At 50.0% G+C, this 13400-nt stretch carries 11 protein-coding genes; 1 reads left to right on the top strand and 10 read right to left on the bottom strand.

Features of this window, described 5'->3' with window-relative positions; genetic code table 11:
- Entirely contained in the window at nucleotides 1-2022 is a 2022-nt protein-coding gene (locus KZE55_RS00055; RefSeq protein WP_222258336.1) for a DHH family phosphoesterase, read from the bottom strand.
- Between the two features lie 183 nt (nucleotides 2023-2205).
- On the opposite strand from KZE55_RS00055, the gene KZE55_RS00050 reads away from it, so the two are divergent.
- Nucleotides 2206-3276 carry an MFS transporter gene (locus tag KZE55_RS00050; RefSeq protein ID WP_222258335.1) on the top strand — a complete coding sequence of 357 codons (1071 nt, stop codon included), beginning with the start codon at nucleotides 2206-2208 and terminating at the stop codon, nucleotides 3274-3276.
- A 58-nt stretch (nucleotides 3277-3334) separates the two neighbouring features.
- On the opposite strand, the gene rpsR is transcribed toward KZE55_RS00050, so the two are convergent.
- From rpsR to dnaA, 9 genes are all read right to left on the bottom strand, one after another.
- Nucleotides 3335-3571, bottom strand: a complete 237-nt coding sequence (rpsR, locus tag KZE55_RS00045; RefSeq protein WP_003665240.1) for a 30S ribosomal protein S18 — start codon at nucleotides 3569-3571, stop codon at nucleotides 3335-3337.
- 32 nt (nucleotides 3572-3603) lie between these two features.
- Entirely contained in the window at nucleotides 3604-4179 is a 576-nt protein-coding gene (gene ssb / locus KZE55_RS00040; protein ID WP_222258334.1) for a single-stranded DNA-binding protein, read from the bottom strand.
- A 34-nt stretch (nucleotides 4180-4213) separates the two neighbouring features.
- Complete coding sequence (gene rpsF, locus KZE55_RS00035) at nucleotides 4214-4510, bottom strand: 30S ribosomal protein S6 (protein WP_047768345.1); 297 nt, start codon at nucleotides 4508-4510, stop codon at nucleotides 4214-4216.
- Between the two features lie 189 nt (nucleotides 4511-4699).
- Complete coding sequence (gene gyrA / locus KZE55_RS00030; protein WP_222259808.1) at nucleotides 4700-7201, bottom strand: DNA gyrase subunit A; 2502 nt, start codon at nucleotides 7199-7201, stop codon at nucleotides 4700-4702.
- A gap of 43 nt (nucleotides 7202-7244) precedes the next feature.
- Entirely contained in the window at nucleotides 7245-9191 is a 1947-nt protein-coding gene (gene gyrB / locus KZE55_RS00025; protein ID WP_396442463.1) for a DNA topoisomerase (ATP-hydrolyzing) subunit B, read from the bottom strand.
- Complete coding sequence (gene recF / locus KZE55_RS00020) at nucleotides 9191-10312, bottom strand: DNA replication/repair protein RecF (RefSeq protein WP_222258333.1); 1122 nt, start codon at nucleotides 10310-10312, stop codon at nucleotides 9191-9193. Before recF ends, gyrB begins: the two co-directional genes overlap by 1 nt.
- Nucleotides 10313-10322: 10 nt before the next feature.
- On the bottom strand, nucleotides 10323-10544 hold the full coding sequence (gene yaaA, locus KZE55_RS00015) for a S4 domain-containing protein YaaA (RefSeq protein WP_222258332.1): 222 nt from the start codon (nucleotides 10542-10544) through the stop codon (nucleotides 10323-10325).
- A gap of 226 nt (nucleotides 10545-10770) precedes the next feature.
- The gene (gene dnaN / locus KZE55_RS00010) at nucleotides 10771-11913 is read right to left on the bottom strand and encodes a DNA polymerase III subunit beta (RefSeq protein ID WP_222258331.1); all 1143 of its coding nucleotides are present in this window, start codon (nucleotides 11911-11913) and stop codon (nucleotides 10771-10773) included.
- A 176-nt stretch (nucleotides 11914-12089) separates the two neighbouring features.
- The gene (gene dnaA / locus KZE55_RS00005) at nucleotides 12090-13400 is read right to left on the bottom strand and encodes a chromosomal replication initiator protein DnaA (RefSeq protein ID WP_222258330.1); all 1311 of its coding nucleotides are present in this window, start codon (nucleotides 13398-13400) and stop codon (nucleotides 12090-12092) included.

Raw genomic sequence — 13400 nt, 5'->3', positions numbered from 1 at the left:
TCACTCCTCTGTTTCTTCTGTTTCATCAACTGGGTCCTGTTTCAACAGGCCCAGCAGTGTTTCCTTAACTTGGGCAATTGTCTGACCACTAATCTGGGTCGCCGCGTTGGCGAGGTGGCCGCCACCGCCCATCTTTTCCATAATTACCTGGACGTTAAAGTCGCCCATCGACCGGGCCGAAACGCCAATCACGTTGTCTGACCGGAGGGTAATTACAAACGAAGCGTCCACCCCCGCAATCTGCAGGAGCATGTCGGCTGCCTGGGCCGCCGTTACTGAGTCGTAATAGCGGTCCTCTTCGCCGGCACAAATAGCTACCGCGTTATTAATTTCGGCCCGGGCCAGGAGGTGGTTCCGCTCCATGAAGCTGTGCGAATCCTCCTTCATAAAGGCCTGGATCATCATCCCGTCAGCCCCCGCCGAACGCAGGTAGGAGGCGGCATCAAATGTCCGCGTCCCGGCACTCTTGGTAAATGACTTCGTATCGATCTGGATTCCCGTCAGCATCGTGGTAGCCTCAAGCTTGTTGAGCCCCTTTCCTTCACGTGGCTGGTACTCAAACATCTCGGTAATCAGCTCACAGGTTGAAGAGGCATAGGGCTCGATATAAACCAACAGTGGGTTCTCGGGGAACTCCTCGCCCCGCCGGTGGTGGTCAATGATTACGAGGCGGTTTTGCAGCTTCTCAAAGAGGGCCGGCGAGATTGTGATGCTTTCCTTAGCGTGATCCACCATGACCAACAGGCTATTGCTGGTGGCCTTGTTAATGGCTGCCTCGGGAGAAATCACGTGGTCTTTGATTCCCTGGTAGTTATCGATTTCCCGCATCAGTCGGCGGATGTCAGAGTGCTGGTGCTCATCATCGACCACGATCCAGCACTCCTTGCCGTTCATTTCAGCAATCCGGCGAATTCCTAAACAGGCACCCAGCGAGTCCATGTCGGGGTTCTTATGGCCCATGACGAAGAGCTGGTCCGCCTGATTAAGTAATTCCCGTAAGGCCTGACTAATCATCCGTGCCCGTACCCGGGTCCGTTTCTCCATCGGGTTAGTCTTTCCACCGTAGAAGCGGGCCGGCTTATCCTTAGAGCGGACAACAACCTGGTCGCCTCCCCGACCAAGGGCAAGGTCCAGGTTATTCTGGGCCGTGTCAGCCAGTTTGATCAGGTCGCTTTCCCCATAGGCGATCCCGACACTCAGGGTCACCGGCGAGTTGCGTTGGGACGTGTTTTCCCGGATTACGTCCAAGATCTTAAATTTCTTCTTTTCCAGGGCCTGGAGTGAAGCCTCGTGCCCGATAATCAGGTAGTTATCATCATCAATGATTTTCATCAAAAGGTGATTGGCGGTCGCCCACTTGTTAATCTCCGAGGTAACGTAATTATGGAGGTTGGAGACCGCGGAATCGCTCATCCCTTGAATCAACTCATCGTAGTTATCGAGGTAGATATTCCCGAGGAAAATCTGCTCTCGTTTAAACTGTTTACTGATTTGTTCATACTTCGTGACGTCCATCAGGTAGACCACGTGGTTCTTGTTCTGGACGAGAAACTCAAATTGCCGTCCCTGCCACGATACGACCTGCGCTTTCTGGTCATCCGCATGCTGCAAAACCAACTGCGCGAGCTCTTGATCGACCTCGACAAGCGGCTTGCCAACTACCCGCATCAAGCTAAAATACCGCGCCATGTAAGGGTTAATCCACTCTACCGCGTGCTGGCGGTTAAGGATGATCATCCCCATCGGCATCTCTAAGAGAGCCTCTTGCTGGCCTTGCTTAATCTGGTATAGCAAGTGATTCAGGTACTCATTAGCGTCAATGACGAGCCGGCGCAGCTGCTTCACACTGGTCAGGCCGCCGACGAGGGCGATCACCAGCACAACGACCCCTACTAGCCAGTTAAAGACAAAGGCAAAACATAAACTAATTATGGTTAATAATAGCAAATAGCAGACATTCCAGCGGACCGCTGGGTGTTTAAAATAAAACAGCCAGGTTTCACGACTGAAAAACTTTTGCATAGTAATCCTCCCAAAAAGGACCTAGTCAGCCCATTTTTTTCTTGGATAATCCTATCATATCACATCAACCAGGGGCTCGTCTTGCTTTATAAAATCAGCAGTCTACTAACCCCTTTAATACAAGTATATTACTAATAGCAGTAAAATAATTATGAAACGCTTAAGCACATTTGTGGAGGAAAAATGACCCAGAAACTTAGTAGTCACCAATTTAACATTCTCATTGTCACGTTCGTTTTAATCTCATTCATGCTGGGCTGTAATGAGTTCATGGTTGTCGGGAACCTGTCACTGATTGCGGGCACCTACCACGAGTCTTTAAGCCAGGTTTCCTGGCTGGTGGCGGCTTTTGCCTGGACCTACGCCATTGTGACCCCACTGGTCGCCCTCGGCACCAACCACTATAACAAGTACTCCCTGTTGGTCGGGATGCTGTTAGTCTTTTTGGTGGGGACAATTCTAAGTGCCTGTTCGCCCACCCTAAATATTTTCCTGCTTTCCCAGGTTATCACCGCGTCGGTGGCGGGGATGATTGAGTCAGTTCTTTCCGTTATCGTATACCAGCTGGCTAAGGATCCTAAGCAGCGGTCAATGGCAGTCGCCTATATTTACACCGGCTTTAGCTTGGCCTCCGTGGTCGGAGTCCCGTTGGGTACCATCATTGCCAACCACTGGCGCTGGCAAGATGCCTTTGTGATGGTAGCGGTGGTCACGGCGGTCGCGACCCTGCTGGCCTTTATGGTCCTCCCCCGCAACCTGCCCGGTGAAAAGGGAGACTTTCGTGATCAGCTGCTCCTCTTTAAAGACTACCAAGTGTGGTGGGGAATCTGCTTTGTCATCTGCGCGGCGGCAACCCTCTATGGTTACTACACCTACATCCGGCCCCTAATCCGGCAAACGCTCCACTTCAGCGCCAACCAGCTCAGCCTGATCCTTCTCATCCTCGGGATTGTCGATATCTTTGCCAACCAAGCCTCGGGAAGAATCGCCGCGCGGGGTGGCTTTTTAACTCTTCGCCCGGTCTACATTGTTAACCTGGTCTTACTAGCCCTCTTTAGCACACTGATGGGCAACCAGTGGACCGGGGTCCTGCTCTTAATCCTATTGGGCTTTACCGTTGCCATCTTTGGGTCCCCAATCCAGGTGTACCGGCACTGGGGACTAACCGCCTTGGGCTGGAACTCGCTGGCCTACTGCCTGGTCGCCACCATCCTGACCTTCGCCTTGGCCAAGCATAATCGTAAGCACCATTAATGGAATACAAAAAAGCCCTGGCATTCGAAAAAACGAACGCTAGGGCTTTTTTTACGAATTAGTCTTCAGCAACGAATGGCAAAAGACCCATAATCCGTGCACGCTTGATAGCGATAGTTAACTTACGTTGGTTCTTAGCACTGGTACCAGTGACCCGGCGTGGTAAAATCTTACCCCGTTCGGAGATGAACCGCCGTAATAAGTCAGTATCTTTGTAATCGATGTATTCAATGTGGTTAGCGGCGATGAAGTCGACCTTGCGACGACGACGACCGCCCCGACGTTGTTGTGCCATGAAATTACCCTCCTATCTGGTAAAAGATTTATTTAGAATGGTAACTCATCATCAGAAACGTCAATCTTTTGTTCCCCGTCATTGTTACTGTCGGGTGAGAATGGCGCGTTGCTGGTTGGGGCATTGCTGTTGCCACCAAAGCCACCATTGTCAGGTGATGGGTTCCCTTGAGGAGCATTATTAGTTTGCGGTTGATTACCACCGAATTGCTGGGGTTGACCACCAAACGGTTGATTGTTGCCATTACTAAATGGTTGCTGGCCACCCTGCTGATTCATCCCACTATTCTTCCGGGACTCAAGCAATGCGAAGTTATCAACCACTACTTCAGTAACGTAGACACGGTTACCCTGTTGGTTCTCGTAGTTCCGGGTTTGAATCCGGCCCTCGATACCAACAAGTGAACCCTTGTGTGTGAAGTTGCTAAAGTTTTCCGCGGACTTACGCCAGATGACGCAATTAATGAAGTCAGCATCCCGTTCCCCATTTTGGTTCCGGAACTGACGATCAACGGCGAGGGTAAAGGATACCACTGCCGTCCCGCTTGTAGTGTACCGCAACTCAGGATCTCGCGTTAAACGCCCAGTTAAGACTGCACGATTAATCATAGATCGTTCTCCTCTCTATTAAAATGACAATCTATTAAGCATCAAGCTTAACGATCATGTGACGTAGGATATCGTCACTGAACTTTGAAAGACGGTCAAATTCGTTCAATGCTTCGTCAGAATCAGTAGTCAAGGTAATTACGTGGTAAGTACCTTCAGTGTACTTGTTGATTGGGTAAGCAAAGCGACGAGTATCCCAGTCCTTTGATTCAGCGATGGTTGCACCATTGTCCGTCAGCACCTTGTCAAACCGGTCAACCAGTTCACTCTTAGCTGATTCTTCGATGTCAGGACGAATGATGTAAGTAATTTCATATTTACGTGTTTCCATGAATGTTACACCTCCTTATGGACTCTGGTTCTCCTTAAAGTAAAGAAGAACAAGGAGAGTAGACGTCTGTACGTATACTCACAGATATAAAATATAGCATAAATACAAGTATAAAACAAGCGACGATAACGATAAATCCTGAAAATGCGGTCACTTATTAAATACGCATTTTTCAGGATTTACACCTTTTTATTCCGGATTTTCTTCACTTACTTGGTTATTAGCTTCTTCCTGGTCATCGCTAGTCTGGTCACTGTCGTCATCAGTTTCCTTCTCCACCTTAGCCATGGTGGCAACCTTGGCGCCATTATCCATCTTCATCAAGTGGACACCGACAGCTGCCCGACCGGTTTGTGATACGCTCTCGATGCCGAAGCGGATGATGACACCCTGGTCAGTGACCAGCATGATGTCCTCGTCCCCGTTCACGGTCGTCATCCCGACCAGTGGACCATTCTTCTTCGTCACGTTGACGGTCTTCACACCGAGACCGCCCCGGCCCTTGATTGGGTAATCCTTAGCCGGCGTTTGTTTTCCAAAGCCGTTTTCGCTAATTACTAAAACATTAGAGTCCTTATTCAGCGGAGCCGCGCCAATTACGTAGTCGTCATCACGAAGGCGAATTCCCCGGACACCGGCCGCACTCCGGCCCATTGACCGGACAACATCGGAGTTGAAGCTCAGGGCATAACCGTGGTGGGTTCCGATAATCATCGGTTGACTGTCCTTAATTACGGCAACGTCCATTAGTTCATCCCCATCGTGGAGGTTGATGGCCTTCAGACCGTTGCTCCGGATGTTCTTGAACTCTGGCACCGCCGTCCGCTTAACAGTCCCATACTTGGTCGTAAAGAAGAGGTACTTGTCGTCATCGTTGGTCTTATGGGAGACATTGATAACCGCACTGATCTTTTCCTTGCTGTCGATGTTTAAGAGGTTGATGATTGGAATCCCCTGGGCAGAGCGCCCGTATTCGGGAACCTCGTACCCCTTCATGGAGTAAACCTTTCCAGAATTGGTGAAGAAGAGGAGGAGGTCATGAGTTGAGCTGGAAATCAGCTGCTCGATGAAGTCGTCGTTATGAACGCCCATCCCCTTGACACCCCGGCCACCACGGTGCTGGGACTTGAATTCGTCTACCGGCAGGCGCTTGATGTAGCCGTTATGGGTCAGGGTCACAATGATGTCTTGTTCCTCAATCAGGTCTTCGTCTTCAATGTTGGTAATGTCACCAACCTGCAACTCGGTCCGCCGCTTGTCGCCAAACTTCTTTTGGATTTCCATCAGTTCATCACAAATAATCTGATTGATCCGTTCCTTGTGGGCCAGGATGTCCTTGTAGTCGGCGATGGCGGCCATCAGCTTCTTGTACTCGGCCTCAATCTTTTCCCGTTCCAAGCCGGTCAGCCGGACCAGCCGCATGTCTAAGATGGCCTGGGCTTGCCGGTCAGAAAGGCCGTAGTTGTTCATCAACTGGCTCTTGGCAACCTCACTGGTCTGGGACTGGCGAATGATATTAATGATTTCGTCGATGTGGTCCAGGGCAATCCGTAACCCCTCAACAATGTGGACCCGACTCTGAGCCTTCTTCAACTCAAACTGGGTCCGCCGACGAACGACGCTTTCCTGGTGCTCCAGGTAGTATTCCAGAATCTGCTTCAGACTGAGAATCTTTGGCGCCCCGTTGACAATTGCCAGCATGTTGAAGTTGAAGGTCGTCTGCATCAAGGTCATCTTGTAGAGGTTATTTAGGATGACCTCCGCACTGGCGTCGCGCCGGACATCGATTACGATCCGCATCCCGTCCCGGTCGGTTTCATCGTTAACGTCGGTGATCCCGTCGATTTCCTTGTTTCGAGCCAGTTCAGCAATCCGGCTAATCAGGTTAGCCTTGTTAACCATGTACGGAATTTCGTGAACAATGATTCGTTGCTTACCGTTCTTTTGCTCTTCAATATCAACCTTGGCCCGCACAATGATGCTGCCCCGGCCGGTCTCATAAGCTTTGCGAATGCCCGCTTTGCCCATGACAACCCCACCGGTCGGGAAGTCTGGACCAGGGAGGACCTTCATCAGTTCTGGAATCGTCACGTCCGGGTTCTTCATCAGCATGTGGATAGCACTGATGACCTCACCGAGGTTGTGGGTCGGGATGTTGGTCGCCATCCCGACGGCAATCCCGGAAGCCCCGTTGACCAAGAGGTTCGGGAAGCGGGCCGGTAAGACGACGGGCTCCTTCTCGGTCCCATCGTAGTTTGGTTGGAAATCAACGGTGTCCTTATTGATGTCCCGCAGCATTTCCACCGCGATCTTGCTCATCCGCGCTTCGGTATACCGCATGGCGGCCGCACTATCACCGTCGACCGAACCGAAGTTACCGTGACCATCAACCAGCATGTAACGGTAACTAAAGTCCTGGGCCATCCGGACCAACCCTTCGTAAATGGAGGAGTCACCGTGGGGGTGAAACTTCCCCATGACATCCCCGACAATCCGGGCAGACTTCTTATAAGGCTTATCCGGGGTAACCCCCAGCTCGTTCATCCCGTACAAGATTCGTCGCTGAACGGGCTTCAATCCATCACGAACGTCTGGCAGGGCCCGGGAGACGATAACACTCATGGCATAGTCCAGGAATGAATTCTTCATCTGGCTCGTCAGTTTAACGTCCGTAATTCGATTATTTGACATGTCTTCAGCCAATGTCGTTCCTCCTTTTTCGTACTATCCCCGACTAGAGGTCAAGGTTTTCAACAAACTTAGCGTTTTGCTCAATAAAGTCCCGCCGTGGACCAACCTTGGTTCCCATCAGCATTGGGAAAATCTGGTTAGCCTGTTCAGCGTCGTCTAGTTGAACGCGGAGCAGGTGCCGGTTAGCAGGGTCCATCGTGGTTTCCCACAGCTGTTCGGCGTCCATTTCACCAAGCCCCTTGTACCGTTGAATGACTGGCTTCGGGCTTGGTTGCAGGGAGCTAACGACCTGCTGCAGTTCCTCATCACTTTCGATGTACTTAACAAATTTCCCTTGCCGGACTTGGTATAGCGGCGGCTGGGCAATGTAGACATAGCCGTGGGTGATCATTGGCCGCATAAAACGGTAGATTAAGGTCAAGAGCAGGGTCCGAATGTGGGCCCCGTCGACATCGGCATCGGTCATGATGATCAGCTTGTGGTAGTTGGCCTTGGTAATGTCGAAGTCATCCCCAAAGCCGGTTCCCAGAGCCGTGAAGAGAGACCGAATTTCGTCGTTGGCCAGGACCCGGTCCAGGGTGGCCTTTTCAACGTTTAAAATCTTCCCCCGAATTGGTAGAATTGCCTGGGTCAACCGCGACCGTCCCTGCTTAGCAGAACCACCGGCGGAATCCCCTTCGACGATAAACAGTTCCGAAATGTTCGGGTCCTTACTGGTGTTGTCGGCCAGCTTCCCGGGCAGGTTGGAAATCTCCAGCCCACTCTTCTTCCGGGTAACTTCCCGGGCCCGCTTAGCGGCAACCCGGGCCTTAGAGGCTAATTGTCCCTTTTCGATGATCTGCCGGGCCTCGTCGGGATGTTCGAGTAAGAAGCGGTTAAAGGTGGCCGCAAAAACATGGTCGGTGGCGGTCCGGGCATCAGAATTCCCCAGCTTGGTCTTCGTCTGACCTTCAAACTGCGGGTCCGGGTGCTTGATGGAGACAACTGCTGTCATCCCTTCTCTGACGTCATCACCAGACAAGGTCTCGTTGCTCTTTAAGATTCCCGCCTTGTGACCGTAGTCGTTGATCACCCGCGTCAGAGCCATCTTAAAGCCGGTCTCGTGGGTTCCCCCTTCGTAGGTGTGGATGTTGTTGGTGAAGGTCAAAAGTTCACTGCGGTAAGAGTCGGTGTATTGCAAAGACACTTCAACCGTAATCCCATTTTCCTTCCCTTCAACGTAGATTGGGGGTTCAAAAAGGGTCGTCTTGTCTTCGTTTAGGAAGTCAACATAGTGACGAATCCCACCTTCGTAGTGGAATTCCTTCCGCTTGGGGTTTTCTTCCCGCTTATCTTCAATGGTAATCTTAAGGCCCTTGTTCAAGAAGGCCAGTTCCCGCAGCCGGGTGGTCAAGGTCTTGATATTGTAGGTCGTGGTTTCCCGGAAGATTGCCGGGTCCGGCTTGAAGTGAACGGTGGTCCCGTGTTCGTTTTCCGGAAGGTGGTCGTCAATCACCTTCATCGCCGTCTTAACGTGGCCGTGGTCAAAGTCCATGTAGTAGCGCTTGCCTTGCCGGGCAACCTTAACGTCCAGCTCGGTTGACAGGGCGTTAACAACTGAGGCCCCCACACCGTGGAGTCCACCGGAAACCTTGTAGCCGCCACCGCCGAACTTACCACCGGCATGCAGAACCGTGAAGACCGTTTCCAAAGCGGGTTTACCAGTTTGTTCTTGGATGTCAACCGGGATACCACGCCCGTTGTCTTTGACCGTGATACTGTTGTCCGGGTTGACCTCAACGTTGATTTCGTCACAGAAACCAGCTAAGGCTTCGTCAATCCCGTTATCAACGATTTCCCATACCAGGTGGTGGAGGCCCTGGGCTGAGGTCGATCCGATGTACATCCCGGGACGTTTCCGGACCGCGTCTAGTCCCTTTAAGACCTGAATTTGGCTGGCATCGTATTCACTCGCTAGTTGCGCTTTCGTTTCTTTTTGTTCGTCGCTCACTATGCTTCCTCCTTAATTAATGTACCGTCCTTTATTTTGAAGATCGTCGGTTCGTTGATTAGCTGACGGGCAACATCACTCAGGCTGGTGGTCGTCAGAAATGTCTGAACTTTATTCTGAATCGCCTTTAACAGGTGAGTCTGCCGGACCGTGTCCAGTTCCGACAAGACATCATCCAACAGTAATAATGGGTATTCTCCCGTCTGCGATTTCATCAGGTCAATCTCGGCCAGCTTGACGGATAGTGCCGTGGTCCGCTGCTGTCCTTGGGAGCCAAACGAATGGACGTTTTTCCCGTTAACCATGAAGCGGATGTCATCACGCTGGGGACCATACATTGTGCTCCCCTGGTCGATTTCCTTGGCCTTATTTTCCTTGTAAATCGTCAACAACTGCTGGTAGGCCTGGTCAACTGTCGTCTCATCACCAACCTTGAGCTGGGTCGCGTAGACTAGCCGCAGTTCCTCCTTGTGCAGCGAAATCTGGTAGTGGAGGTCAGCCGCCCACTTCTCCAATTGCTGTAAAAAATGATGCCGGGCAACAATCACCTCGGCACCATACGCGGCCAACTGGTCTGATAAAACGTCCAATAGGACCTGGTCATGCTGTTGACCATATTTCAACTGTTTGAGGTACTTATTGCGCTGGCGCAGGAGGGTCCGGAACTGGCTGGCATCGTATAAGTACTTGCTACTCATCTGACTGAATTCCATATCCATAAACCGACGGCGTAAGGACGGAGCCCCTTTGACCAGTGATAAGTCCTCCGGTGCAAACAGGATGGCGTTCAGGTTACCAATGTATTGAGATAAACGCGCCTGCTCAAGGTGGTTCACCTTGGCCCGCTTACCCTCCTTGGTAAACTGCAGTTCTAAGGGCACCTTCCCGGTTGCCCTTTGCACGACCCCACTGATTGTTGCGGTCTGGGATTGCCAATTGATGAGTTCCCGGTCATTGTTGGTCCGGTGGCTCCGGGTCAGTGACAGCGCATAAATTGCCTCTAACATATTCGTCTTCCCCTGTGCATTCCGGCCAATCAGGACGTTCACTCCCGGCGCAAAATGGACTGTTTGATCCTCGTAATTGCGGAAATGACGCAGGTGCAATTCTGTCAGAATCATTTACTGATTCCTACTTACTTTCAATCTGGAGCTGGTGGCCGTCGGGAAGGGTAACCAGGTCGTCAGGATACAACTTCCGGCCCCGCCGATCATCAGCTTTGTTATTAACTAAAATCGTGTTTTCTTTTAAGTACCACTTAGCAGCACCACCAGTGGGAATCACGCCCTCTTCTTTAAGGACCTGGCCCAAGGTGATGTAAGGGCGGTCGATTACAACTTTTTTAGCTTCCAAAACATTTCACCTACTTTACGCTTTATATTATACCACAATCACAAGCGAAAATGGCCGTCATAGCCCATCTCAGCCAATCAGACTTTTTCGAGGCTTTTTTATCAAAATGGGGGCAAAGTGGCTCAATTTACAAATAAAATTATTTGAGACCGAATTTACCAACGCAAAATGCCCTTGGCCACGAGATGTGGTCAAGGGCATTTTAAATTATTTCACTAATTTTATGTTAGAACGTCCGCACAGGGGTAATCAGGTGAACAAAGTTTTCCGTATCTTCCGTTGGCACCAAGGTAAATGGCCGCAGTGGAGAAGTGAAGGAAATCTTGATGGTGGCCTGGCCAAATGACCGTAAAGCGTCCTTCATGTAGTTCGGGTTAAAGGAAATCTCAAGATCTTGACCATCTAAAGCGGTCGTGGCGACCTCTTCTTCAACCGTTCCGATATCTGGGGAATCACTACTAATCTGGACACGATTCGATCCCGGCTGGATGGTCAACTTAACAACGTCGTTCCGGCTTTCGTGGGACAGCAAGGAAGCACGTTCAATTGATGCCTGGAAGGTACCCGCTTCAACTTCCATCGTTGTATCAGCGGTCGTCGGGATCAGCTGGCTAGTTTCTGGGTAGTTGCCTTCTAGCAGGCGGGAGAAGAAGTGGGTGTTGCCAAAGATAAAAAGAACCTGATTTTCGCTAACCTGCAGCTTGATATCTTCCTTAACGTCACTAACCATTCCCGAAAGCTCATCCAAGCTCTTCCCCGGAATAATGATGTCAAAGTTCATGCTGCTGTCGACATTTTCCAAGGCCACTTTACGTTGTGCTAGGCGGTGACTGTCAGTAGCGACTGCCGTCAGGAGACCATCCTTTAAGGTAAAGTGGACTCCGGCAAGAATCGGTCGGCTTTCCTGTTTAGAAACGGCAATGACCGTTTGACGAATCACTTCGCGAAGAACATCGTTAGGGACGGTAATGGTATTGTCAGATTCAATTTCTGGCAGGTGGGGGAAGTTTTCGGCGTCCTGGCCGTTAATTTGAAACTTAGCGGTTCCGGAGGTAATTTCTGCCTGGAAGCCGTTTGTAATTTCAATAGTTACTTGTTTGTCTGGCAGCTTTTTAACAATCTCGCTGAAGAAACGGGCAGGTAACACAATGGCGCCGGTCTCTTTAACTGTTAAACCGTAATCTTCATTACTAGCATCAATGACGCTTTCAATTGTAATGTCTGAGTTACTGCCAGTAAGAATAATTCGGTCATTGTCAACGACCATCTTTAAGCCCGTTAGGATTGGAATCGTGGTTTTAGATGAAATTGCCCGGAGAACATTATTTAGTTGACTAATGAATGCTGGACGGTTGATTGTGAAATTCATAGAATGACACTCCTTTTGTGCTGTTATATATAAATATATTTTATAGTTTAAAAATAGTAGTCGTAGTAGGACCTGTTAATCCTGTGGAAAAGTCCGTTAAGACTATTATAACAAGCATTTTTACTTGTTGATAACTTGTGGATAAGTTTTGGGATAACTTCTGCACTTATCCACAACTAAGCTTGGAGCTGGTCTTTGAGCTTATGAATATCCTTTTGGAGTTGGGAGTCGTCCTTGGCGGATGCTTCAATTTTATCAATTGCGTGAAGAACGGTCGTGTGATCCTTACCGCCGAATTCCTTACCAATCTTAGGTAGGGAGTAGTCCGTCAGCTCACGCGTCAAGTACATTGCAATCTGCCGGGGCATTACGATTTGCTTGACCCGCTTCTTACCCATAATGTCAGCTTGGGTAATGTTATAGAAGGAGGCCACCTGTTTTTGAATCTCGTCGACCGTAATCTGGTGCTTGGTTGAGTGGCGGAAGTCCTTGAGCGCCCGGGATGCAAGGTGGGGGGTGATAATCTCATTACTAAGGTCGGCATAGACCTGGACCTTGGTCAAGGCCCCTTCAAGTTCCCGGACATTTGTATCAATCTGGCCCGCAATGTAGTTCAAAGTGTCATTGCCAATGTCGATGTGGTCCTCTTCAACCTTACTCCGCAGAATGGCAATCCGGGTTTCCAAGTCGGGTGGCGTAATTTCAACGGGCATCCCCCACATAAAGCGAGAAACCAGCCGGTCTTGCAGTTCAGGGATCTCTCGTGGCATCCGGTCACTAGTTAAAACGATTTGCTTTTGCTGGTCGTAAAGGGTATTGAAGGTATTGAAAAATTCAATCTGCGTTCCTTCCTTGTCAGCAAGGAACTGGATATCGTCAATTAGTAGGAGATCGAGGTTCCGGTATTCTTCCCGGAACTGCTCAGTCGTTCTTTTTTGAATTGAATTAATGAAGTCATTCGTAAATTCTTCGCTGGTAACGTACTTAACACGGGCGTTTTTGTTAATCTTAAGCATGTAGTTACCAATGGCTTCCATTAAGTGGGTCTTACCGAGACCAACACCTCCGTAAATGAAGAGGGGATTCATATAGCCGGGACGTTCCGCAGCGTTAAGGGCGGCAGCGTGGGCAATTTTGTTGCCGTCGCCGACAACGAAGGTCTCAAAGTTATAGTACGGATTTAATGGGATGTTTGATGTTGATCCCGCAACATTTTGTGGGGTTGGTGATTTTGCTTTTTCTCCCGTTAAAACGTAAACAGGCTCAACAGAGCGGCCCAGTTCACGCTGGACGTACTCCTTGAGCTTTTCCGTTAGGTTTTTATTCCAGAAATCCCGGTGCATTGGCGTCGGTAGTTCAATTTCTAGACGATTTTGCGAGAGAGAAATCGGTTTTGCCGGAGCAATAAAATTGTCAAAAGTCACCTGACCGGTGTATTGACGAAAAGAATTTTGGATCGCTTCCCACAGAGAATCGAGCTCAGTCAA

The sequence above is a fragment of the Limosilactobacillus panis genome, assembly GCF_019797825.1.
Lineage (GTDB): Bacteria > Bacillota > Bacilli > Lactobacillales > Lactobacillaceae > Limosilactobacillus > Limosilactobacillus panis_A.
The sequence above is the reverse complement of the archived record's forward strand: the minus strand, read 5'-3'. Positions and strand labels throughout refer to the sequence as shown.

Coding starts and splice junctions, on each gene's coding strand:
- KZE55_RS00055 (WP_222258336.1), bottom strand. CDS start 2,022: ATGCAAAAGTTTTTCAGTCGTGAAACCTGGCTGTTTTATTTTAAACAC.
- KZE55_RS00050 (WP_222258335.1), top strand. CDS start 2,206: ATGACCCAGAAACTTAGTAGTCACCAATTTAACATTCTCATTGTCACG.
- rpsR (WP_003665240.1), bottom strand. CDS start 3,571: ATGGCACAACAACGTCGGGGCGGTCGTCGTCGTCGCAAGGTCGACTTC.
- ssb (WP_222258334.1), bottom strand. CDS start 4,179: ATGATTAATCGTGCAGTCTTAACTGGGCGTTTAACGCGAGATCCTGAG.
- rpsF (WP_047768345.1), bottom strand. CDS start 4,510: ATGGAAACACGTAAATATGAAATTACTTACATCATTCGTCCTGACATC.
- gyrA (WP_222259808.1), bottom strand. CDS start 7,201: ATGTCAAATAATCGAATTACGGACGTTAAACTGACGAGCCAGATGAAG.
- recF (WP_222258333.1), bottom strand. CDS start 10,312: ATGATTCTGACAGAATTGCACCTGCGTCATTTCCGCAATTACGAGGAT.
- dnaN (WP_222258331.1), bottom strand. CDS start 11,913: ATGAATTTCACAATCAACCGTCCAGCATTCATTAGTCAACTAAATAAT.